At 67.7% G+C, this 21,848-nt stretch carries 19 protein-coding genes; 4 read left to right on the top strand and 15 right to left on the bottom strand.

The features are described from left to right. Positions 1 to 69: 69 nt before the first annotated feature. The 10 genes from FB600_RS25800 to FB600_RS25755 form a co-directional block, all read right to left on the bottom strand. Positions 70 to 1,395, bottom strand: a complete 1,326-nt coding sequence (locus tag FB600_RS25800; RefSeq protein ID WP_046580394.1) for an NAD(P)/FAD-dependent oxidoreductase — start codon at positions 1,393 to 1,395, stop codon at positions 70 to 72. Positions 1,396 to 1,397: 2 nt separating this feature from the next. Then, entirely contained in the window at positions 1,398 to 2,132 is a 735-nt protein-coding gene (locus FB600_RS25795) for a cupin domain-containing protein (protein WP_096752666.1), read from the bottom strand. A 120-nt stretch (positions 2,133 to 2,252) separates the two neighbouring features. Then, positions 2,253 to 2,699, bottom strand: coding sequence for a helix-turn-helix domain-containing protein (locus FB600_RS25790; protein WP_096752665.1), 447 nt, complete (start codon positions 2,697 to 2,699; stop codon positions 2,253 to 2,255). Between the two features lie 23 nt (positions 2,700 to 2,722). Further along, positions 2,723 to 4,000 carry an NAD(P)/FAD-dependent oxidoreductase gene (locus tag FB600_RS25785; protein WP_046580489.1) on the bottom strand — a complete coding sequence of 426 codons (1,278 nt, stop codon included), beginning with the start codon at positions 3,998 to 4,000 and terminating at the stop codon, positions 2,723 to 2,725. Between the two features lie 170 nt (positions 4,001 to 4,170). Continuing rightward, on the bottom strand, positions 4,171 to 6,051 hold the full coding sequence (locus FB600_RS25780; protein ID WP_145757579.1) for an ABC transporter ATP-binding protein: 1,881 nt from the start codon (positions 6,049 to 6,051) through the stop codon (positions 4,171 to 4,173). Continuing rightward, positions 6,051 to 7,010: an ABC transporter permease gene (locus FB600_RS25775; protein ID WP_145757580.1), complete on the bottom strand. Its 960-nt coding sequence runs from the start codon at positions 7,008 to 7,010 to the stop codon at positions 6,051 to 6,053. Before FB600_RS25775 ends, FB600_RS25780 begins: the two co-directional genes overlap by 1 nt. 29 nt (positions 7,011 to 7,039) lie before the next feature. Beyond that, complete coding sequence (locus FB600_RS25770; RefSeq protein ID WP_013689607.1) at positions 7,040 to 7,993, bottom strand: ABC transporter permease; 954 nt, start codon at positions 7,991 to 7,993, stop codon at positions 7,040 to 7,042. Between the two features lie 79 nt (positions 7,994 to 8,072). Beyond that, entirely contained in the window at positions 8,073 to 9,656 is a 1,584-nt protein-coding gene (locus FB600_RS25765) for an ABC transporter substrate-binding protein (protein ID WP_096752662.1), read from the bottom strand. A gap of 533 nt (positions 9,657 to 10,189) precedes the next feature. Then, the gene (locus tag FB600_RS25760; protein WP_145757581.1) at positions 10,190 to 11,728 is read right to left on the bottom strand and encodes a methyl-accepting chemotaxis protein; all 1,539 of its coding nucleotides are present in this window, start codon (positions 11,726 to 11,728) and stop codon (positions 10,190 to 10,192) included. Positions 11,729 to 11,935: 207 nt separating this feature from the next. Further along, positions 11,936 to 12,604, bottom strand: coding sequence for a haloacid dehalogenase type II (locus tag FB600_RS25755; protein ID WP_145757582.1), 669 nt, complete (start codon positions 12,602 to 12,604; stop codon positions 11,936 to 11,938). A gap of 314 nt (positions 12,605 to 12,918) precedes the next feature. Between FB600_RS25755 and FB600_RS25750 the strand changes: the two genes are divergently transcribed. From FB600_RS25750 to FB600_RS25735, 4 genes are all read left to right on the top strand, one after another. Next, complete coding sequence (locus FB600_RS25750; RefSeq protein ID WP_046580399.1) at positions 12,919 to 13,779, top strand: GNAT family N-acetyltransferase; 861 nt, start codon at positions 12,919 to 12,921, stop codon at positions 13,777 to 13,779. An 11-nt stretch (positions 13,780 to 13,790) separates the two neighbouring features. Next, the gene (locus FB600_RS25745; RefSeq protein WP_017917765.1) at positions 13,791 to 14,717 is read left to right on the top strand and encodes a 2-hydroxyacid dehydrogenase; all 927 of its coding nucleotides are present in this window, start codon (positions 13,791 to 13,793) and stop codon (positions 14,715 to 14,717) included. A 162-nt stretch (positions 14,718 to 14,879) separates the two neighbouring features. Further along, positions 14,880 to 16,280 (top strand): aspartate aminotransferase family protein, encoded by a 1,401-nt coding sequence (locus FB600_RS25740; RefSeq protein ID WP_145757583.1) that lies wholly within the window; start codon positions 14,880 to 14,882, stop codon positions 16,278 to 16,280. Between the two features lie 82 nt (positions 16,281 to 16,362). Then, the gene (locus FB600_RS25735) at positions 16,363 to 16,854 is read left to right on the top strand and encodes an Lrp/AsnC family transcriptional regulator (protein WP_013689600.1); all 492 of its coding nucleotides are present in this window, start codon (positions 16,363 to 16,365) and stop codon (positions 16,852 to 16,854) included. A 287-nt stretch (positions 16,855 to 17,141) separates the two neighbouring features. Here the strand turns inward: FB600_RS25735 and hpaR are convergent, their stop codons facing one another. The 5 genes from hpaR to FB600_RS25710 form a co-directional block, all read right to left on the bottom strand. Further along, positions 17,142 to 17,558 carry a homoprotocatechuate degradation operon regulator HpaR gene (gene hpaR, locus FB600_RS25730; protein ID WP_046580402.1) on the bottom strand — a complete coding sequence of 139 codons (417 nt, stop codon included), beginning with the start codon at positions 17,556 to 17,558 and terminating at the stop codon, positions 17,142 to 17,144. Between the two features lie 724 nt (positions 17,559 to 18,282). Further along, on the bottom strand, positions 18,283 to 18,651 hold the full coding sequence (locus FB600_RS25725; RefSeq protein ID WP_127837744.1) for a hypothetical protein: 369 nt from the start codon (positions 18,649 to 18,651) through the stop codon (positions 18,283 to 18,285). Positions 18,652 to 18,997: 346 nt separating this feature from the next. Continuing rightward, positions 18,998 to 20,620 carry a chaperonin GroEL gene (gene groL, locus FB600_RS25720; RefSeq protein ID WP_036054076.1) on the bottom strand — a complete coding sequence of 541 codons (1,623 nt, stop codon included), beginning with the start codon at positions 20,618 to 20,620 and terminating at the stop codon, positions 18,998 to 19,000. A gap of 90 nt (positions 20,621 to 20,710) precedes the next feature. Continuing rightward, a complete protein-coding gene (groES, locus tag FB600_RS25715; protein WP_013689591.1) occupies positions 20,711 to 21,028 on the bottom strand; it encodes a co-chaperone GroES in 318 nt (105 codons plus the stop codon). 173 nt (positions 21,029 to 21,201) lie between these two features. Then, positions 21,202 to 21,837 (bottom strand): diguanylate cyclase, encoded by a 636-nt coding sequence (locus tag FB600_RS25710; RefSeq protein ID WP_098182616.1) that lies wholly within the window; start codon positions 21,835 to 21,837, stop codon positions 21,202 to 21,204. Positions 21,838 to 21,848 lie beyond the last annotated feature (11 nt).

The raw sequence follows: 21,848 nt of genomic DNA, 5'->3' as shown, positions 1-21,848 counted from the left end.
GGCGTACCGGGAAGCAAGCCGCCCCGTATTCGGGCGCGGCGCGATCCTGGTTCACCCGATTGCCTCGAATCAGAAATCCGCCACCTTGCTCCGGCTGGCATCGTTGAAGCGGGCGGGACGATACGGGACGGGGTCCACGATCGGCGCCATGCCGGTGGCGAGATCCGCGATCAAGTGCCCCGCGCCCGGGCCGATGCCGAAGCCGTGCCCGGAAAAGCCGGCGGCGAGGATCAAGCCCGGCATGCCCGGCACCTCGCCGATTCCCGGCACGCCGTCGGGCGTGCTGTCGACGAAGCCGGCCCAGGCATGCGTGATGGTCGATTCGCGCAACTCGGGCAGCAACTCGACCGCGCGCCGGTAGGTTTCGGCCACGGTCGGCCGGTCGGGCTTCGGATCGAGGATGCGCACCCGCTCCATCGGGGTCGGCGCATCGAGCCGCCAGCGCGTCAAGGTCTCGTGGCCGCCGCGCACACCCTCGAGCCCGCCCGGCAGGAGATTGCGCCAGCGCTTGGCGAACATCGGCAGGAATTGCGGCGCGAAGCGCAGGAACTGCGGTGTCAGGTCCACCCGTGCGCGGCCGCTGATGGCCAAGGCATACCGCCCGTCGCCGCGACGCGTCACGGATACGCCGGAGGTGTACAGGGCGTCCGGCAAGCGATGCGCCACCGGCGAAACGCTGAGGATCGACTGACGGACCGAGGCCTGCGGAAAACGGATACCGAGCTGGCGGCAGAACGAGGATGCCCACGCCCCGCCGGCGAGCACGGCGGTACGGGTCTTGATGACGCCGGCTTCCGTGACGACGCCGCTGACCCGCCCGCCCTCGAACTCGATGCCGCGCGCGGCGCACCGCTGATGGATGCTGCCGCCCAGCTTCATGGCGGCGGCCGCCGCGGCGGGCGCCGCCTTCGCCGGATCGGCGGTGCCGTCGCTCGGCGAGAACACCCCACCCTTCCATTGCCGCCCGGTCGCGCGCCCGCGCTCGCCGGCCTGCCGGCTGTCGAGCATGTAGGTGGTCACGCCGGCAGTCTTCGCGAACTCGCCCCAGCTGGACCAGCGGGCGAGCTCGGCCTCGTCGTTGCTCAGGTACAGCAGCCCGCAGCGATGAAAGCCCGGGTCCTCTCCCGATTCGAGGGCGAATCGCTCCCAGAGATCGAGGCTCTTGCTCGCCATCGGCAATTCGCGCGCATCGCGGTTCTGCTGGCGGCACCAGCCCCAGTTGCGGCTGGACTGCTCGGCGCCGATGCGCCCCTTTTCGACCAGGGCCACCGACACGCCGCGCCGTGCCAGGTAGTAGGCGGTGAACGCGCCGATGATGCCGCCGCCGATCACGACGACATCCGCGGTGGCCGGCAGTACCGACGAGGTTTCCAGTTGGCGCAGCGGAGGGGACATGTTCAGTCTCGTTCGTTCGATACGTCAAGGTTCTGCACGACGAAGAATTTCGCCACGCGCTCGCTGCTTTCCCACCCGATCGACGCGCCGCGCGGCACGAACAGCGCGTCGCCGGCGCCGAGCGACAGCACGCTGCCGTCGGGCGCGGCGAAACGCACGCCGCCGGACAGCAGTTGCATGAACTCGTTGACACGATGCGGGCGGACGATCCGGTGATAGGGCGTCGAATCCCAGGTGCCCGCGCAGCAGCCGGCGCCGTCCTCGACGAACACGTTGTCGCTGCGGCATTGCGGCGCCGGGCCGAGCAGCACCTCCGGCGGCAGCGAGCCGGATGGCTTGAAGTCGGCATCGGCCCGCAGCCGGAACACCCCGCGCTTGGTCGGGCGCGCGCACCCCGCCGAGCAAAACAGCAGGCGCACCGCAGCGGGCGCGCTGACGCGCAAGGCCGTGCCGGCGCCGATGACGACGCCCTCGCGCGGCCCGAGCACGCATGGCTCGGCGCCGTCCACGTCGATCGTCAGCACGCCCTCGACGACCACGATGGTCTCGATATGGGGAAAGCTCGGGACATCGAGGGCGCCCGTGAAGTCGATACGACCCACGGCCATCGCGTCCGGTCCCTGCCACGCGATCTCGCGATAAGGTGCGAAAGGATCCGCCTCGCCGCATGCCTGCCTGCGAAAGACGGTCGGGAAAGGCGTGCCGTCGGCACGGTGCAACACCAAGGCTGCGGTCATGCTTGCTCCTGCGCGTCGCGCGAAGTGGGTGGAAGACATGCCGGCGTCGGAGCCGGAATGACGGTAGCGGCGGCCGCGCGGCCGCCCTGCGCGAAAAGCCTCGGCGCGAACCGCGAGCGGCTAGGCGGCATGGCGGGACGCATCGTGGCATTCGGCTCGCGTGCGCATCGACGGCCGTCGTGCGGAAGCGCCGCCGGGACGCCCGATCACGAAATCGCGCGGCGTGACGCCGAGCACGCGCCGAAAGTGCCGGCACAGATGGCTTTGATCGAAAAAGCCGACCTCGGTCGCGACCAGCGACGGAGCGAGCCCGTCGCACAACAGATCCTGCGCCCGCCGCACCCGCACCAGGCACAGATAGCGATGCGGCGACAAGCCGACTTCATTGCGAAAACGCGCGGTGAAACGCGACACGCTCAATCCGGCCACGGCCGCGAGCGTGTCGAGGCTCAGCGGCTGCGCGAACGAGGCGTCGATGGTGCGCAGCACGTCGCCGATCGCCGACGACACGGAGCGTGCCACGCACGGCGCGGCTGCCACGGGCAGGCGAACGAATCGTGCTGTCATGTCGAATCCTCCCGGAGCGCGCTTCAATGCAGCCAATCCTGCATGCGGTAATACGCGCCGACGAGCGGCAGGAACCACGCATGCCCGAAATGGCCCGGCATCGCCGGCCAGTCGAGCTCGCGCCACGGATTCGACGCGCTCGCCCCAGACAGCACGTCGGCCATCACCTGGCCCATGTGCACCGACATCTGCACACCGTGGCCGCTATAGCCCATCGAGTAATGGAGTCCATCGTGCTGGCCCGCGCGCGGCAGACGATCGGCGGTGATGTCGACCAGCCCGCCCCAGCAGTAATCGAGCCGCACCCCGGCCAGCTCGGGAAAGTATTCGGCCATGCCGGCACGCAGCACCGCGCCGCTTTTCGCGTCGGAGCGCGGGCTCGACATCGCGAAGCGCGCGCGGCCGCCGAACAGCAGCCGGTCGTCGGGCGTCACGCGAAAGTAGTTGCCGATCTGGCGCGATGTCACGTACGCCCGACGATGCGGGAACAAGCGCCGCAGTTGCTTTTCCGGAAGCGGCTCGGTCACGACGATGAAGCTGCCGACCGGCGCGATGCGGCGCCTGAACCAGCCGAACGGGCCATGCTGCGAGGCGCCGGTCGCGATCAGCACGCGCTCGGCCACCAGCGTGCCGCGCGTGCTGGTGATGACGTGGCGCTCGCCGCCGAGCCGTTCGAGCCGCGTGACGGCGGCCTGCTCGTGGATGCGTGCACCCGCGTGCGCGGCCGCCCGCGCGAGGCCGACGCCGAACTTGCCCATGTGCATCTGTACGCCCTTGTGCTGCAGCAGCCCGCCATGGAAGCCGTCGGAGGCGATCTCGTCGCGAATGCGTCCGGGCTCGATCAGCTCGATGTCCGGATCGACGTCGCGGCGCAGCGCGTCGAAGCTGGCGGCGAGCGCCGCGAAATGGCCCGGCTTGGCGGCCAGCTTCAGCTTGCCCGCGCGCCGGAAATCGCAGTCGATCGCGTGCTCCGTCACGATCGTCTCGACGCTCTTCACGGCGCTTTCGTAGGCGCGATAGAACTGCCTGGCGGGCTCGGCACCAATGCGTGCGACGAGCGATGCGTAATCCTGCGCCACGCCGGTGTTGCACTGCCCGCCATTGCGTCCGGACGCCTCGCCCGCCACCTGCGCGGCCTCGAGCACGACCACCGAGACGCCGCGCCTGGCCAGCGCGAGCGCCGCCGACAAGCCGGTGAAGCCGCCGCCGATCACGGCAACCTCGGCGCGCCCTTCGACGGGCCCCTCGCAACCGTCTCGAAACTCGGGGCGCGTATCCAGCCAGTACGATTCGAATTTCATCGGATCCTTCTCGAACAGTGCAGCGTCGACGATCGACGATCGTCCCTCGACAAGCATTTAATCATCGGCAAAAAGCGCGGTTGTCGCGTATTCGCGCGGGATGCAGGTGCAATCCACTGTTTTTGCCCAGCTCGGCGGCACGTCATGCGCAACGCCAGGCACCGCGAGGCTCACGCGCGCGACAGGCCAAGCGGTCCTGCCGGCACGGCCTCGACCGAGGGCTCGACCTGGAAGCTCGCGAGATCGGCCCCGCTGCGATGGCACAGCACGCGGGCGCCGCTGTCGAGCGTGCGCAGCGGCGGCACCACGCGATTGCACAGGCCGTCGACCCGCATCGCGCAGCGCGCCAGGAACGGACACAGCCCGGCGTGCTCCGCGCTGTCGCCGATCGACACCAGCGGGCGATGGCAACGCTCGGCCGCCTCGTCGAGCCAGCCCGCGCGCAACTCCGGCGCGGACGACACCAGCAGGTGCGCATACGGGTGGTAAGGCGGGGCGCACAGGGCCTCGCGGCTGCCGGTCTCGACGCGGTGGCCCGCGTACAGCACGACGATCTCGTCGCTGATCGCGCGCACCTTCGCGATGTCGTGGGTGATGAACACGTAGGACACGCCCAGCTTGGCCTGCAGGTCGCGCAGCAGCTCCATGATCGCGGCACCCACCACCGTATCGAGCGCCGAGGTGACCTCGTCGCAGAGGATCAGGTCGGGTTGCGCCGCCAGCGCGCGCGCGAGGTTCACGCGCTGTTTCTGACCACCGGAGAGCTCGCCCGTGCGCCGCGCGGCCACCGCGTGCGGCAGTCGCACCAGCTCGAGCAGTTCCGCCACGCGCCGCCGCGCGGGCGCGCCCTTGATGCCGTGATAGAACGCGAGCGGCCGCGCCAGCGTGCGCTCGACGGTATGCACCGGGTTCAGCGCGGTGTCGGCATTCTGGAACACGATCTGCACGCGACGGTGCTGCTCCTTCGTGCGCTTGCCGATGTCGAGCGCGAGCGGCTCGCCGTCCAGCAGGATCTCGCCGGAGGTGGCCGGCACGAGGCCCGCGATCACCTTCGCGAGCGTCGTCTTTCCGGACCCCGACTCACCGATCACGCCGACCGTCTGGCCGCGCCCGATGCGCAGGTCGACTTCGTGAAGGATCCGCTTCCCCGGCCTGCCCTTCGCGACGCGGCCGCCATAACCGGCCACCGCGCCGCGCACCTCGAGCAGCGGCGCCGGCGCGGCGGGCGCCGGCTTCTCGGCGCGCTCGCCCGCGCCGGGCGTGACCGCGGCGACCAGGCTGCGCGTGTACGGGTGCGCCGGCGCGTGCAGGATCTGCCCGGTGTCGCCCGCCTCGCGGATCACGCCGTCGCTCAGCACCACGATCCGGTCGGCCATCTGCGCGACTACCGCCAGATCGTGCGATACGTACACCGCGCTCATGCCGTACCGCCCGATCACGCTCTTGAAGGCCTGCAGCACGTCGATCTGCGTGGTCACGTCGAGCGCGGTGGTCGGCTCGTCGAGGATCACCAGCTCCGGATCGGTGATCAGCGCCATCGCGGCCATCAGGCGCTGCAACTGGCCGCCCGACACCTGGTGCGGATAGCGCTTGCCGATCGCCTCCGGCTCCGGCAACGCGAGCGCGCGGAACAATTCCACGGCCTTCGCCCGGGCGGCCGGCCGGGTCATCGTCCGGTGGATCAGCGCGCTCTCGATCACCTGGTCGAGGATCGTGCGCGACGGATTGAAGGCGGCGGCCGCGCTTTGCGCGATATAGGCCACCTTGCGGCCACGCAACGCGGCCAGGGCGGACGCGGACAGCGTGCACAGGTCCGTGCCGGCGAGCCTGACCGAGCCGCCGGCGATACGGCAGCCGGCCCGCGCGTGGCCCATCAGCGACAGCGCGATGGTGGTCTTGCCGGAGCCGGACTCGCCGATCAGCGCGAGCACCTCGCCGCGCCGGATCTCGAAGTCGACGCCATCGACGATGGTCGTCTCCTCGCCGCCCGGCCGCCCGCCGACCACGCGCAGCCCGCGCACCTCGACGAGCGGATTCGATTCGTATGCCATCAGTGTCCTCCCGCGGCGCCGGCGGCACCCTTGCGGCGGCCGCGATGCGGCAGGCCGTCGATCAACAGGTTCACGCCCACCGTGAGCACCGCGATCGCCAGCGCGGGCATGATGGCCACGGCCGACCCGTCGCCGAGGCTCGCGATGTTCTCGCGCACCAGCGAGCCGAGATCGGCATAGGGCGGCTGCACCCCCAGCCCGAGAAAGCTGAGCCCGCTGAGCAGCAGCACCACGAAGGTGAAGCGCAGCCCGGTATCGGCGAGCATCGGGTGGATCATGTTCGGCAGCATCTCGACGCAGGCGATGTACATCGCGCTCTCGCCGCGGGCCCGCGCCACCTGCACGAATTCGAGCGTGCTGATGTTGACCGCCAGCGCGCGCGCGATCCGGTAGGACCCCGGCATGTAGCTCACCGCGGCGGTGAGAACCAGCAGGGGCAGCGACGAGCCGAACGCCGCGACGAACATCAGGGCGAACATCTTCGACGGAATCGACGTCAGCGCGTCGAGCAGCCGGCTCATCGTCTCGTCGATCGCGCGGCCCGACACGGTGGCGAGCAGGCCCAGCGTGGTGCCGGTGAACGCGGCGAGCAGCACCGCCGCGAGCGCGAGCAGCACGGTCAGCCGGGTGCCGTACAGAATCCGGCTCAGCATGTCGCGGCCGAGGTAATCCGAGCCGAGCGGCAGCTTGCCGCCGAACGGCGCGAACACATCCTGCGTGACCAGCGTGCCGACGTCGTGCGGCGCGAGCAGCGGCGCGAACACGGCGATGCACAGCATCGAGGCGACCATCGCCAACCCCACGCGGCCGCCGGCGGTCAGCGGCATGCGCGCCGCGCGCGGCCGGCGCGGCGGATCGGGAATCGGGGCGGCCGGCGGTGTCGCGCCGCCGCCGGCCAGCTGCGGATCGCCTGACGGCGGCGCAGCGCTGCTGCGCGATACGGGTTCGGTCGGGTACATGGGCGGCATCTCGGAAAGGGGCGGACCGCTCAGGTCCGCAATCTCGGGTTGGACACGATCGAACAGAGGTCGGCGAGCAGCACGAGCGTCAGATAGGCGATGCAGAAGATCAGCGTGCAGGCCTGGATCAGCGGGAAATCGCGATTGCTGACGGCATCGACCATCAGGCTGGCGAGTCCCGGATAGTTGAAGATCGTCTCGACCACGATCACGCCGCCGAGCAGATAGGACAGGCTCAGCGCGATCGCGTTGGCGATCGGCCCGACCGCGTTCGGCAGCGCATGGCGCAGCACGACGCGCGCGGGGCTCGCCCCCTTGAGCACGGCCATCTCGACATAGGACGCGCTCAACTGCTCGAGCACCGCGGCCCGCGTCATCCGCGCCATCTGGGCGATCACGACCGCGCACAGGGTCAGCACCGGCATCGCGTAGGCGCGCAGGAAGTCGTGCAGGCTGTCGATCGAGCCGCCGTACGAGAGCGCGGACAACCAGCGCAGCTTCACGGCGAATACCAGCACCGCCAGCGTCGCGATCAGGAACTCGGGGGTCGCGACCAGGGACAGCGTGCCGAGGCTGATCAGGCGATCGACGATCGATTCGCGCTTGACCGCCGCGAGGATGCCCAGCAGCAGTGCCGCCGGTACCGACACGACCGTGGTGATGGCCGCCAGCGTGAGCGATTTCGGCAGGCGCGAACCGATCATCTCGGCCACCGGCATGTCGCCCGACAGCGAACGGCCGAAATCGCCGTGCAGCAAGCCCGCGAGCCAGTGCAGGTAGCGCAGGTAGGCCGGCATGTCGAGGCCGAACTGCAGGCGCAGCGCGGCAACCGTTTCGGGCGTCGCCGACTGGCCGAGCGCGGCCTGCGCGGCGTCGCCGGGCAGCAGGTTGGTCATCGTGAAGATGATCCCGGACACGATCAGGAGCGTCACCGCGGTGATGGCGATGCGCCGGCCGATCAGCCCGAGCAGGATTCGATTCATGAAGCGGCCCTCCGGAATGGATCGCACGCGGCCGGCACGGTGGCCCGCGCCGTCCGCGCGGCGTTGGAGCGCGGCGGCGTCAGGCGTTCCACCACACGTGCTCGGCGAACATGAAGCCCATCATCCCGCCGGTCGGTATCGAGGCCAGGCCCGAGAGCCGCTTGTCATAGCCGTCGAGGAAGCTGATGAACGCCGGGATGCCCACGCGCCCCTGCTGGGCGACGATCACCTGCATCTCGCCGTACATCTGCTTGCGCTTGGCGTCGTCGGTTTCGGAACGGGCGGCCAGCAGCAATTGGTCGAACTTCGCGTTCTTCCAGCCCGACTCGTTCCACGGCGCATCCGACTTGAAGAACTGGGTGAACAGCACGTCGGCGCTCGAGCGCGGGTTGATGTTGCCGAAGCCGAGCGGATGCTTCATCCAGTGGTTCGACCAGTAGCCGTCGGGCGAGACGCGGTTGACCTGCAGGTTCAGCCCGATTTTCTGGCCGGCCTGCTGCAGCAGCACCGCCATCTCGATCGAGCCGTTCGCGTCGGACGTCGCATAGATCGGCGGCAGCGTGGTGCCCAGCGCGCCGGCCTTCTGGAACAGGAACTTCGCCTTGTCCGGGTCGTGAGGCCGCTGCGCCAGCGAGGCGTTGAAGTAGCGATGGCCGGGCGGAATCGGCTGGTCGTTGCCGATCACCGCATAGCCGCGAAACACCGCCGAGCGGATCTGCTCGCGATCGAACAGGTACTTCATCCCTTCGACGAAGTCGGGATTCGCGGTGATCGGGTTCTCGCTGCGCATGATCAGGTCGGTATAGAGCCCCGACTTGGTTTCCTTGAGCGCATAACCGGGCGTCGAGGCAACCCGCTGCGTCGAGCGCGGATCGATCGCGTTGATCAGGTGCACGTCGCCCGACAGCAGCGCGTTCAGGCGCGCGGCGCTGTCGCTGATGCCGATCAGCTCGATCTCGTCGAGGTAGGGCATGCCGGGCTTGAAGTAGCTGTCGTTGCGCACGCCGACGGTCGACACGCCCGGCTTGAACGACTTGAGCTTGTAGGGGCCGCAGCCGATGGCGGCGGTGAAATCGGCGGTGCCGTCCTTGACGACCACCAGTTGCGGGGTGGCGAGAATCACCGGCAGGTCGGCATTGGGGCTGACGAGCGTGAGGGTGACCTCGTCCGGGCCGCTCGCCTTCACGTCGGCGAACTGCTCGGCGAGCGGCCTGACCTTCGAGGCGGTGGCCGGGTTCTTGTGGCGCATCAGCGAGAACACCACGTCGGCCGGCCCGACCGGTTTTCCGTCGTGGAAGGTGACGCCCTTGCGAAGCTTGATGATCCACGTCTTCGCGTCGGTCGTCTGCAGCGACTCGGCGAGATTCATCTGCGGCGTCAGGCTCGCATCGAGCTGCGTGAGGCCGCTGTAGAACATGAAGAAACGAATGTAGTCGGCGCCCGTCGAGCCCTTGGCGGGATCCAGCGTATCGGCCGTCGAGCCGGACTCGTTCGCAACCCGGATCTTGCCGCCGCGCTTGGGCGCCGGCTCGGCGAAGGCGGGCGCGGCGCCCGCGAGCAGGCCCGTGCCGCCGGCGGCCATCATGCCGCTCGCCGCCATGGCCCGCATCATGTCGCGGCGCGTGAAGCCGCCCTTGCCGCCGTTGTCGATATCGTCGCTCATCCGAACTGCTCCTGACTGTGGAAAGTGGGTCCTGGGTTCCAGCCTGATTCGAGAATCCCGCTGCGCCGGCCTGCTGGTGGCGCGTGCAACGTCGTGTACATGCAATTCATTTAAGCATCGCCAAAATGGTGGTTGTCGCGATTCGGCGCGCCCGCACGATACGATTCGACCGTTTTGAACCGCCTGCGCAGCATGATTTGCTGCGTGCGCGGGCAGGCCGGGGGAAGGAAAGATCGGATGATTGAGGGGCGAGGATCAGGCGGTCTCAGCCGGGAAGCCGCGATCGCGGTCGCCGCGCGCGTGGGCCCGGGTGTCGGGAGGCATGCCGGATACTTGTGAGCGCAAGCTTCGGAGGATGAAGCCGATGCCCATGCCGGCGGCGGCCGGCGCGTTCACGTGGCCAGGCGGGAACGGGAGCGGCTGCTCTCGTGGGCGGGTCGCGGTCCTCGTGCGAGGATGCGTGGCGTGGCGCGCCCGGGAGGCGCGCGCCGGACAGACTCGGGCCCCGCGTCCGCGGGGAACCGCGCCGGCCGTCAGGCCGCCAGCCTGAAGACGGAAACGGCGGACCGCAGGCGTGCCGCCTGCTCGTCCAGCGAGGCCGCGGCGGCGGCGGCCTGCTCGACGAGCGCGGCGTTTTGCTGGGTGACTTCGTCCATCTGCGCGACGGCCAGGCCGACCTGCTCGATGCCGGTGCTCTGCTCGGCCGACGCCGCGGAAATCTCGCCCATGATGCCGGCCACCCGGTCGATCGAGCGCACGATCTCCGTCATCCGCTCGCCCGCGGCCTCGACCAGCCGGCTGCCGTCGCCGACCCGCTCGACCGAGGTCCCGATCAAGCCCTTGATATCCTTCGCGGCCGCCGCGCTGCGCTGCGCCAGCGAGCGAACCTCCGAGGCCACGACGGCGAACCCCCGCCCCTCCTCGCCGGCGCGGGCCGCCTCGACCGCGGCGTTGAGCGCGAGAATATTGGTCTGGAACGCGATGCTCTCGATCACGACGGTGATCTCGGCGATCCGCACCGACCCGTCCGAAATCAGGCGCATCGTTTCAATCACGTCGCGCACGGCCGCGCCGCCGAGCTCCGTCGCCTCCTTCGCCTGGCTCACCAGTGCATTCGCCTGGCGCGCGTTGTCGGCGTTCTGCTTGACCGTCGAGGTGATCTGCTCCATGCTCGCCGCCGTTTCCTGCAGGGAGGCCGCCTGCTGCTCGGTGCGCTGCGACAGGTCCTGATTGCCCTGCGCGATCTCGCCCGCGCCGAGCGCGATCGAATGGGTGGTGGCCTGGATTTCGGCGATCGTCTCGCTCAATCGCGTCTTCATGTCGCCGAGCGCCACCAGCAGGCTGCCCGGCTCGGCGCGGGCCGTGTCGAACCGCACATCCAGCTCGCCGGCGGCGATGCGGGCCGCGACCCGCGCGGCCTGCACCGGCTCGCCGCCCAAGGTGCGCCGGACGCTGCGCAGCACGCCCCAGGCAATGGTCGCCAGCGCCGCGGCAATCACCAGGGTGATGGCACCCAGCCACAGGGCGAGCCGGGTAAAGGCCGCGTCGATGTCGTCGTAGAAAAAGCCCGTGCCGATCCACCAATCCCAGCCGGGAACGGCGACCACGCCCTGCAGCTTCGGCTCCGCCCGCGCGTCGGGACTGCGCTTGACCAGCACGTCGACGAGCGCGAAATGATCGCGGGCCATGCCGGCACGATAGGCTTCGCTGTCGGTGAGGCCGTCCGTGGTGCGGTTACCCTTGGCGCGCGTGCCAATGAACTTGGCGTTCGGGTGCACCAGGTTGACGCCGTCCGACGTCGTCACCCAGTAGTAGCTCCGCGAATTCGCGTTGAGCGCCGACAGCGCGGCCTTGGCCTGCTGCTGCGCCTGCTCCTGCGTGAGCGTGCCGCTAGCCTGCATCGCGCGATACGAATCGACGAGGTGCTCGGCCTTCTCCAGAAGAATGACGATCTCGTCGCGGCGGCTGTCGACCAGGGCGCCGCGCAGCGTGTGCAGCGACAACGCGGCGAGCAGGACGATGCCGAGCAGCGCGGCGGCGACCAGCATCAGCAGTTTCGTGGACAATTTCATGCGGGGCCTCCCGAGGTTAACCGAATGGTACGGATATCGGCCCGGGAAGCCTCGCCTTGAATGGCGCGGCCCTGGGAATTACCCTCGATTCGTGCGCTGATCGCACGCGCGAGGGAAAACAGCCCCACGGCCGTGCCGAGCCGCGTTCGAACCCCGCCACCGGCAAGTGTGGCGCACCGCGCGCCGCGCCTGCCGGCGCGCTGCCGTTCAGAGGCCGAGCTGCGTCGCGAGATGGCCGATGTCGGAAACCTCGTAGTAGTTGTAGAACGGGGTACCGGGTTCGTGGCCGCGATTGACGAAGGCCTTGTGCTTGATGCCGAGATCCTCGGCGGTCATCAGGTCGTAGCGCAGGCTCGACGATACGTGCAGCACGTCTTCGGGCTTGCAGCCGAGCTTGCCGAACATGTACTCGAAACCCTGCATGCGCGGCTTGTACGACTGGGCCTGCTGGGCGGTGAACACCGCGTGGAACGGCGCGCCGAGCTTGTCGACGTTGCTCATGATCTGATCGTCCGAAGCGTTCGACAGGATCACCAGCTTGTATTTGCTGGCCAGCCGCGAGAGGCCCGCGGGCACGTCCGGATGCGGCCCCCAGCTCGGCACCGCCAGATAGAAAAGCTCGGCCTCGGCTTCGTCGAACTTCACGCCGAGCCGGTTGCAGGTACGCCGGATCGCATTGACCACCACGTCGCGGTAGGGCTTCCATGCACCGAGCACCTCGTCGAGACGGTAGCCGGCGAACGCGCGCACGAATTGCTCCATGTCCACCGGCGACAGCCGGTCCGCATAGACCTCGCGCGCCATCTCCGCCATGCGAAAGCGGGTCAGCGTGCCGTAGCAGTCGAACGTGATGAATTTCGGTTCAAATTGAATCATGATGACGTCCTGTCGGTGTGAAGCCCCGGCAGGGCCGGGGACGGGCTGGGTTCGACAAAATTGGAACAGGGCAAAAAAACTTTCGCATATCGTTCGACGCCGCCCGAAACGCAGAACCGCCGCGTGTTGCCGTCGCCGCGCGGCACGATCTGCGGCGCGCCTTGCCGGGCGGCGCCGGGCCTCGCCCCAGTGGGCCGTCGGGTCATCGCAAGCCGCTGCCGGCCTGCCGCTAAAAAACAGGCGAATCGTCCTATCCTGGCCGCGGACGCGCTGGCAAAGTGGGGAGGACATCTTCCAACGCTTCGGAGTCCAGCGTGACCGATCACCCTTCTTCAAGCACGCTCATCTATCGCAGCTTGACCGAAACCGACCTGCCCGCCGCGCATCAACTGTCGGAGGCAGTCAAATGGCCTCACCGCCTCGACGACTGGCGCTTCGTGTACCAACTCGGCGCCGGCTTCGTCGCCGAGAGCGAGAACGGCATCGTCGGTACCGCGCTGGGCTGGACCTACGACGCCTCGCATGCGTCGCTCGGCATGGTCATCGTGTCGCCCGAACAGCAGGGCCGCGGTATCGGGCGCGAGCTGTTCAGCCGCGTGGTCGACAGCCTGGGCACACGGACCATTTTCCTGCATGCCACGCCGGCCGGCGAGCCGCTCTACGCGAAGTTCGGCTTCACCGCGACCGGCACGATCGACCAGCACCAGGGCGCCGCCTTTCGGCCGCCGCTGATATCGCTGCCGTCCGGCGAGCGCCTGCGCCCGCTCGGCGCGAACGACGGGCCGCGGCTCGCCGCGCTCGCGTCACGGGCAGCCGGCTACCGACGCGACGCGGTGATCGAGGCCCTGCTGGGTGTAGCAAACGGCATCGCGCTCGATCGTGATGGCGAGCTGCTCGGCTTCGCCTTGTTTCGCCGTTTCGGCCGCGGCCATGCGATCGGCCCGGTGGTGGCGCCGGACGCGCTTCGCGCGCAAGCATTGATCAGCCACTGGCTGGCGCTGCACGAGGGCATGTTCGTGAGGCTCGACGTGCCCGGAGACAGCGGCTTGTCGGACTGGCTGGAGGGGCTCGGGCTGCCGCGCGTCGACACCGTGCTCGCCATGACCCGCGGCGCGACACCGACGCGCGAGTCGGCACTGCGCACGTTCGGGATCGTGAACCAGGCACTCGGCTGAGCGGCACGACGATGAGCTTCCTGTACAAGGCCGATCCGGTGCGGGGCGCGCAATGGGCACGGCGCTTCGCGACGTTGGCCCCCGAACTCCCCTTCCGGATCTGGCCGGATATCGGCGATCCGGAATCGGTCCGCTATCTTGCCGCCTGGCAGCCGCCGGAGGACCCGCTCGCGCTGCTGCCGAATCTCGAGATCGTGTTCTCCGTGGGCGCCGGCATCGACCAGTTCGACCTGTCGCGCGTGCCCGCGCATATTCCCATCGTGCGCATGATCGAGCCCGGCATCGTCGAGGGCATGGTCCAGTACGTGACGCAAGCCGTGCTGAGCATTCATCGCGACCTGTTCGACTACGCCGCGCAGCAAGGTGCGCAGGTATGGCGCGAGAAGCCGGTGCGCGCGGCGGCCGAGACACGCATCGGCGTGCTCGGGCTCGGCACCCTGGGCCAGGCCGTGCTCGACATGCTGCGCCGCTTCGGTTTCCCGTGCGCGGGCTGGAGCCGCACGCCGCGCGCGCTGGACCACATCGAGTGCTACGCGGGCGAGGCCTCGCTCGACACGTTCCTCGCCCGCACCGATATCCTGATCTGCCTGCTGCCCTTGACCGACGACACCCGCGGCCTGCTCGGCCAGCGCGTGTTCGACGCGCTGCCGGCGGGCGCCTCGCTGGTTCAGGTCGGGCGCGGGCCGCAGCTCGACGCGGCCGCGCTGCTCGCGGCGCTCGACAGCGGCCGGCTCGACAGCGCGATCCTCGACGTGACGGATCCCGAACCCCTGCCGGCGGGCCATCCGTTCTGGACGCATCCGCGCATCCGGCTCACCCCGCATATCGCGAGCGCGACGCGACCCGACACGGCGGTCGACGCGGTGCTGGCGAACCTCGCGCGGCACCGCGCCGGGCAGCCGATGATCGGCCTCGTCGATCGCGCGCGCGGCTATTGACCCGACCGGCAAGCGGCCAACGAGGCCGGCAGCAGAAGATGCCGAAGTGCCGCGCGCAAACGCCTTGCCCGTGCGTTTGCGCGCTCGAATTGAAGCGACACGCGCATTTCTCGCCCGGTAGCATGGTTTCACCCCTGACACCCGACGAGAGTCCGCCCCGCCATGAACCACGCCGCGCTGATCGAAGCCGATCGTCAACATCTGATCCACCCTGTCGTCAACTACCGGGCGCACGAGGCGCGCGGCGTCACCGTGCTCGAATCCGCGGACGGCGTGTTCCTGCGCGACGCGCAAGGCCATACGCTGCTGGACGCCTTCTCGGGCTTGTGGTGCGTGAACGTCGGCTATGGCCGCGACAGCATCGTGAAGGCCGCGGCCGAACAGATGGCGAAGCTGCCCTATGCCACCGGCTACTTCCATTTCGGCTCGCAGCCCGCCATCGAACTGGCCGAGCGGCTCACCGCGCTCGCCCCCGCTTCGCTCACGCGGGTGTACTTCACGCTCGGCGGCTCGGACGCGATCGACTCCGCCCTGCGTTTCATCACGCATTACTTCAACGCCACCGGCCGCCCCTCGAAGAAGCACATGATCGCGCTGGAGCGCGGCTATCACGGCTCCTCGTCGCTCGGCGCGGGCTTGACCGCGCTACCCGCCTTCCATCGTCATTTCGACGTGCCGCGAGCGGAGCAGCACCACATTGCGTCGCCCTACCCCTATCGCCATCCGCTCGGCGACGATCCGCAGGCGCTGATCGACGCGTCGGTGAACGCGCTGGAAACCAAGGTGGCCGAACTCGGCGCGGACCGGGTCGCGGCCTTCTTCTGCGAGCCCGTGCAGGGCTCGGGCGGCGTGATCGTGCCGCCGCCCGGGTGGCTGAAGGCGATGCGCGACGCATGCCGGCGCCTGGGCATCCTGTTCGTCGCCGACGAGGTGATCACCGGTTTCGGGCGCACCGGCCCGCTGTTCGCCTGCGAGGCCGAAGGCGTGGAGCCGGACCTGATGACCGTCGCGAAGGGCCTGACCGCCGGCTATGCGCCGATGGGCGCGGTGCTCATGTCTGATGAAATCTACGAGGGACTCGCCGGCAGCCACGGCGAGTCGGCCGTGGTCGGCCATGGCCATACCTATTCCGCGCATCCGGTCAGCGCGGCCATCGCCCTCGAGGTGCTGAAGCTCTATCACGAAGGCGGCCTGCTCGCGAACGGCCAGGCCATGGCACCGCGTTTCGCGGCGGGACTCGACGCGCTGCGCGCGCATCCGCTGGTCGGCGACGCGCGCTCGATCGGCCTGCTCGGTGCGCTCGAACTGGTGTCGAGCAAGGCGGGCAAGACGCGCTTCGATCCGCTGCTGGGGCTCCCCGACAGGATCGCGGCGGCCGCTTACGCCAACGGCCTGGTGTTTCGCGCGTTCGGCGACGGCGTGCTCGGCTTCGCCCCCGCCTTGAGCTTTTCCGCCGGCGAGTTCGACCTGCTGTTCGAGCGCTTGCGCAAGACACTCGACGATGTACTGGCGGAGCCGGACGTGCTGCGCGCGCTCGACGACGCGCACGTGCAGCCCGCTTGAACGGGGCGGCGGGCGGGCTTGTAACAACAACCGTTCGCCTCTAAAGTAACCGGACATTCCATTAATCGGCGTCTCGAAGACCATGACGGACAGCAAGCTGGATCGAATCGACCTGCGTATCCTCTCCCACTTGCAGAAGCGAGGCCGCATGAGCAATGTCGAACTGGCCGATGCGGTGGGGTTGTCGCCGAGCCCGTGCCTGATTCGCGTGAAACGGCTCGAGAAGGCCGGCTATATCTGCGGTTACGGCGCGCATATCCAGCTCGAGAAGCTCGGCGACGTGCAGGTGGTGTTCACCGAGGTCACGCTGGCCGACCACCGCCGCGAGGACTTCGAGCGTTTCGTCGCGGCGATCCGCAATGTCGACGAGATCGTCGAGTGCCATCTCGCCAGCGGCGGCTACGACTACCTGCTGAAGTTCATCACGCGCAGCGTGAGCCATTACCAGACCATCGTGGAAGGGCTGCTCGAGCAGAACATCGGCATTGCGAAGTATTTCAGCTACGTGATCATCAAGTCGCCATTCGTCAAGCGGCAATACCCCCTGGAATCGCTGTTCGGCGCCCAGCCGTGATCCGTCTCGGTCGCGCGTGCCGCGCATGCCGCCTGCACCTTGTCGTCGCCATCAGTGGTCGCCGCGTCCGCACTCGACATCCTTTGTTCAGGTGTCCCGCACAACATCCCCCTCAGGGGGTTTTGAACTGGCCCCCCAGGAATATTGAACTACGATAGAGATCGGTTGGGCGCCGTATCGACCTCGGCTTCGCGCACCGGCGTCGCCGAAGGACGATGCCGGTGCGAGTGCATGAGGGATCTCGTCGGTGTGCGTCCCGACGCCTTTGAACATAGATCAAGCGCTCCCTAATCCTTTAATCCATGAAGCGCAGTCAATACATTCTGCAGATTTTCATGTCCATATACCTCCTCGACCAAGCGATATCGCACCTCCATTCGCTCATTGATTGTCAAGAATAGCCTCCTGCCGCGCGCCGTCAATTTAATCAGCTGCCTTCGCGAATCGATATTCGAAATTTCTCGCGTAACGACGCCATCCCGCTCCAATCTACTCAGTATGCCCGTGAGGCTGGGGTGAAGGATGCAGCACTGCTTCGCGATTTGCCCAGGGCCGAGCCCGACCGTATCGTCGTTCGCAAGGGCGGAAATAATCCGCCATTGCTGTTCCGTCAGCGCAAACTCGTTGAGAATCGAACGAATCGGAGCAAGCAATATCTCTCGCACCTGGAGAAGGCTTATTAACAAACCATGAATATTGCACATATAAAATAATCCTTTAGAACGCGGTGGCGAACATGACCGCGACAACGCGATCGAGGCTGGCGTCATGGTTGAACCGGTGACGCACCTGCATCCGTGAATTGGTTTGATTGCCTACGCGCGGAATTCCAGGGGCGCCCCACGCGACAGCGATGTCCCTGGTGCCCGCTGGCGGGGTTGGACCTGGTGTGCCGATACGCGCCAAAGCGGTTGCCTACCCCAAGGCGCGGCTTCCTCCTGCAGGAATGCCGGAACGGCATTACCGAAATGATCGATCACGGTTTCTCCCTTCGTGGACGAGGCAAGCGTCGCGAACGGTCGGACGCCCTCATTTGCCTTGTGCAACAAAGCGGGAAAAGTGACACTGCCGCCCGAAAATTTTCAAGCCAGTCGAAACTTGAGAGAGGGAGGTCCGATCGGGCGCGATAGTCCCGGGGAAAACCGGATCACCCACGGACAGACGGCCGTCGCCGTGGGCGAGGTGGAAGAGTCGTCGGATGTCTGAAATCGGGAACGATGCCGATCACCGGCAAGCGGCAACGGCATTTCGCCAACGCAGCAGATACTCGCCAGGCGCGGGGCGTACGCGGTGGTGGATCGGCCCCGATTCAGACAGGCGCCCGCGTGTTGGCCCAAGGTCGCGTGTCGTGTCGACGCGCAGCCCCGCCTCCCAACGAAAGCAGAGCCAGTCCGATAAGGCGCGACCGGCGCTCTGCGCAGGGATAGCTCACGCTACCGCCGGCGAATGCCCTTGCATTGGGCCTGGGTCCGGTGACAGGTCGGTGCGCGAGCCGCGCGGAAATGGATACGGTTTCATACGCAACACGTCCCACCATCGTGTCCGTTCCAGAGCAGCAAGCCAGTCCAGGCAGCCACGGCCGTTATCGGTCAATTCGGCGACGTATTCCGGGACCGGCACGCCGCCAGATAGTGGGGAGCCCTCCAATTGCGAGCGCCGGATCGGCTGGCGCACCCACATCACAAAACCCCAGCGAGCCAGCGTATCCACGATGGCGTCATGCCGGTGTCGCACCACCTGGCGCAGGCAAACGTGGCGCAAACCGTCCAGAACGGCTTGGTGGGAGGGATAGAGCATGTGCACGGTCGAACTCGTCATTGCTTCAATGGTGCTTAAGTCCAGGACACGGGCGGGCACCTCGGCAGGCTCAGGGCCGTCACAGCCGACGAGAGACGCCACGGCCACCGACGAGCAAGGCCGCAACCCTCGCCCCATTCGCCAATACCCCTAAGGTCGTGGGACGCGCGAGGCGACAAGGCGGCTTGATCATGAACGACTTTTTTTGGGGGGAGACCGGCCTGTATCCCACCAAATCGTGTCCGCCCGACATAGAGAAGCCGTATCGAAGGCTGGCGGCAACCTGGCTGCCGAACAAGCGCCCCGGCCCGGCCATCCATCGCGGAAGACCGGGCCGGATCTCCGATCAATAGTCCATTTCAGGCGCGGTCGCGGGCACCGGCTTTTCGTCTTTCGGCGCTTCGGCGACGGTGGCGTCCGTGGTCAGGATCAGGCCCGCGATCGATGCCGCGTTCTGCAGCGCGGTTCGCGTCACCTTGGTCGGATCGACCACGCCGGTTTCCACCAGGTCGCCGTATTCGCCGCTGGCAGCGTCATAGCCGAAATTGCCCTTGCCTTCGAGCACCTTGGCAATCACCACCGACGGTTCGTCGCCCGCGTTCGAGGCAATGACGCGCAGCGGCGCTTCCAGCGCGCGCAGCACGATCTGAATGCCCGCGTCCTGCTCGGCGTTGGCGCCCTTCAGGGAAGACAGCCCGGCACGCGCGCGCAGCAGCGCCACCCCACCGCCCGGTACGATGCCCTCCTCGACGGCCGCGCGAGTGGCGTGCAGCGCGTCGTCGACGCGGTCCTTCTTCTCCTTCATCTCGACCTCGGTCGCGGCACCGACCTTGATGACCGCGACGCCGCCCGCGAGTTTCGCAACCCGCTCCTGCAGCTTCTCCCGGTCGTAGTCGGAGGTGGTGTCCTCGATCTGCGCGCGGATCTGCTTGACCCGAGCCTCGATGCGCTTGGCCTCGCCCGCTCCGTCGATGATGATCGTGTCTTCCTTGCGGATCTCGACACGCTTGGCTCGCCCCAGGTCCTCGAGCGTCGCCTTTTCGAGCTGCTTGCCGGTTTCTTCCGCGATCACCGTGGCCCCGGTGAGGATGGCGATATCCTCGAGCATGGCCTTGCGGCGGTCGCCGAAGCCCGGCGCCTTGACGGCCGCCACCTTCAGGATGCCGCGCATCGCGTTCACCACCAGCGTGGCGAGCGCTTCGCCCTCGATATCCTCGGCCACGATCAGCAGCGGCTTGCCGGCCTTGGCTGCCGCTTCGAGAATCGGCAGCAGGTCGCGAATCGCGGAGATCTTCTTGTCGTGCAGCAGGATCAGCGCATCGTCGAGGTAGGCGGCCTGCTTTTCCGGATCGTTGATGAAGTACGGACTCAGATAGCCCCGGTCGAACTGCATGCCCTCGACGACATCGAGCTCGTTGTCGAGCGACTTGCCATCCTCCACGGTGATCACGCCTTCCTTGCCGACCTTCTCCATCGCGTCGGCGATGATCTTGCCGATCGCCTCGTCCGAGTTGGCCGAGATCGAACCCACCTGAGCGATTTCCTTGTTGGTCGAGATCGGCTTGGACAGCTTGCGCAGTTCGTCGAGCACGGCACCCACCGCCTTGTCGATACCGCGCTTCAGGTCCATCGGGTTCATGCCGGCGGCGACATGCTTCATGCCCTCCTGCACGATCGCCTGCGCGAGCACCGTAGCCGTCGTGGTCCCGTCACCGGCCACGTCGGCCGTCTTCGAGGCGACCTGCTTGACCACCTGGGCGCCCATGTTCTCGAAGCGATCCTTCAGTTCGATTTCCTTCGCGACGGACACGCCGTCCTTCGTGATCGTCGGCGCACCGAAACCACGTTCGATCAGCACGTTGCGGCCCTTCGGACCGAGGGTCACCTTCACGGCGTCGGCCAGCACGTTCACGCCCTTGACGATGCGGGCGCGGGCGCTGTCATGGAATTTCACGTCTTTTGCACTCATGTCGTTGCTCCGGGAAAAGTCGTTGACTCAACACGTCGCGAACAGCCCGGCGAAAAGAAAATGAGGACGCTGTCCGCGACACGAACGATGTCAGGCGGCCTGGCGGGCGACATCCTGGCCCGCTTCGAGCACGCCCATCACGTCTTCTTCGCGCATGACGAGCAGTTCCTCGCCATCGACCTTGACGGTCTGGCCGGAATACTTGCCGAAGATGACCTGATCACCGACTTTCAGTTGGAGCGCGCGCTGCGTGCCATCCTGCAGCAGCCGGCCACTGCCGACGGCGATCACCTCGCCTTGTTCGGGTTTTTCTGCGGCGGAGTCTGGGATGACGATGCCGGAAGCCGTCGTGCGCTGCTGTTCGATTCGCTTGACGATCACCCGGTCGTAGAGGGGACGAATCTGCATTTCCATCTCCTGAGCGATAGATAGATAACCAAAGGGAATCCGGCCGCGCGTCGGGGCGCAAGCAGGTGCTTCGCGCGACGCGCCGGCCGTGCCATGTTCGGCGGAATGCGAAATAGAGGCGGAGCGCACACGCTTCAAGAGGCGGGTGTCGCCCGAATGTGTAACAAAAAGTTTCAGCGCAGCAGGATGTGTCTCACCGATCCCAACCGGTACACGATTCGGCCCGGAACGCCACGCGCGCGCGGGTTGGGCACCACCGGACAGGGCGACGTGCGGCCGCCGTCGGCGTCCAGCGAGTCGTCCGGTTCGTCCAGCGCGCGAAGCACGCCGCCCTTGACCGGGCGGAACAGCCAACGCAGGTAGCCTCGGCGCGCCGCCAAATGCATGAGCCCCTCGCGATCCGGCGCGCCGTCGAGCAGACGCTCGGCCGTCGGCGCGCCTTCCCCGTAGTCGCCGAATGCGCGGCGGCAGGCAAGCGCCTCCGCGCCAGACGCGCCGATCACGTTGCAGGCGCGCCGCTCGATGCGTTCCACCTCCCACGCGCCCAGGCGCCAGGCGGCATCGAGCAGCGCCATATCGACCGCCTCGAAGCTGTGCCACGGCGCGCCGATCTGGATCGCCGAGCCCGGCACCGGCCGCGCCGGAATGTCGACACCAGGCAATACGAGCGGGGTGGCTCGGCGAAATCCGTGCCAGTGCAGGATGGCGACGAGGGGAGTATTGACCTGCGCCACGGCGGAAACGGTCACCGCATAGAGCGGCAGCTTCACGGTTTCCATCTGCGCCTGCACGATATCGAACAGATCCATGCAGCCTCCTT

Origin of the sequence: Burkholderia sp. SJZ089 (assembly GCF_007828315.1) — a bacterium.
Taxonomy (GTDB): Bacteria; Pseudomonadota; Gammaproteobacteria; order Burkholderiales; family Burkholderiaceae; genus Burkholderia; species Burkholderia gladioli.
This window is presented reverse-complemented; position numbering and strand designations above follow the sequence as displayed.

Excerpts from the sequence above, each read along its gene's own strand:
- FB600_RS25800 (WP_046580394.1), bottom strand. The coding sequence starts at position 1,395 with ATGTCCCCTCCGCTGCGCCAACTGGAAACCTCGTCGGTACTGCCGGCC.
- FB600_RS25795 (WP_096752666.1), bottom strand. The coding sequence starts at position 2,132 with ATGACCGCAGCCTTGGTGTTGCACCGTGCCGACGGCACGCCTTTCCCG.
- FB600_RS25790 (WP_096752665.1), bottom strand. The coding sequence starts at position 2,699 with ATGACAGCACGATTCGTTCGCCTGCCCGTGGCAGCCGCGCCGTGCGTG.
- FB600_RS25785 (WP_046580489.1), bottom strand. The coding sequence starts at position 4,000 with ATGAAATTCGAATCGTACTGGCTGGATACGCGCCCCGAGTTTCGAGAC.
- FB600_RS25780 (WP_145757579.1), bottom strand. The coding sequence starts at position 6,051 with ATGGCATACGAATCGAATCCGCTCGTCGAGGTGCGCGGGCTGCGCGTG.
- FB600_RS25775 (WP_145757580.1), bottom strand. The coding sequence starts at position 7,010 with ATGTACCCGACCGAACCCGTATCGCGCAGCAGCGCTGCGCCGCCGTCA.
- FB600_RS25770 (WP_013689607.1), bottom strand. The coding sequence starts at position 7,993 with ATGAATCGAATCCTGCTCGGGCTGATCGGCCGGCGCATCGCCATCACC.
- FB600_RS25765 (WP_096752662.1), bottom strand. The coding sequence starts at position 9,656 with ATGAGCGACGATATCGACAACGGCGGCAAGGGCGGCTTCACGCGCCGC.
- FB600_RS25760 (WP_145757581.1), bottom strand. The coding sequence starts at position 11,728 with ATGAAATTGTCCACGAAACTGCTGATGCTGGTCGCCGCCGCGCTGCTC.
- FB600_RS25755 (WP_145757582.1), bottom strand. The coding sequence starts at position 12,604 with ATGATTCAATTTGAACCGAAATTCATCACGTTCGACTGCTACGGCACG.
- FB600_RS25745 (WP_017917765.1), top strand. The coding sequence starts at position 13,791 with ATGAGCTTCCTGTACAAGGCCGATCCGGTGCGGGGCGCGCAATGGGCA.
- FB600_RS25740 (WP_145757583.1), top strand. The coding sequence starts at position 14,880 with ATGAACCACGCCGCGCTGATCGAAGCCGATCGTCAACATCTGATCCAC.
- FB600_RS25735 (WP_013689600.1), top strand. The coding sequence starts at position 16,363 with ATGACGGACAGCAAGCTGGATCGAATCGACCTGCGTATCCTCTCCCAC.
- hpaR (WP_046580402.1), bottom strand. The coding sequence starts at position 17,558 with ATGTGCAATATTCATGGTTTGTTAATAAGCCTTCTCCAGGTGCGAGAG.
- FB600_RS25725 (WP_127837744.1), bottom strand. The coding sequence starts at position 18,651 with ATGCTCTATCCCTCCCACCAAGCCGTTCTGGACGGTTTGCGCCACGTT.
- groL (WP_036054076.1), bottom strand. The coding sequence starts at position 20,620 with ATGAGTGCAAAAGACGTGAAATTCCATGACAGCGCCCGCGCCCGCATC.
- groES (WP_013689591.1), bottom strand. The coding sequence starts at position 21,028 with ATGCAGATTCGTCCCCTCTACGACCGGGTGATCGTCAAGCGAATCGAA.
- FB600_RS25710 (WP_098182616.1), bottom strand. The coding sequence starts at position 21,837 with ATGGATCTGTTCGATATCGTGCAGGCGCAGATGGAAACCGTGAAGCTG.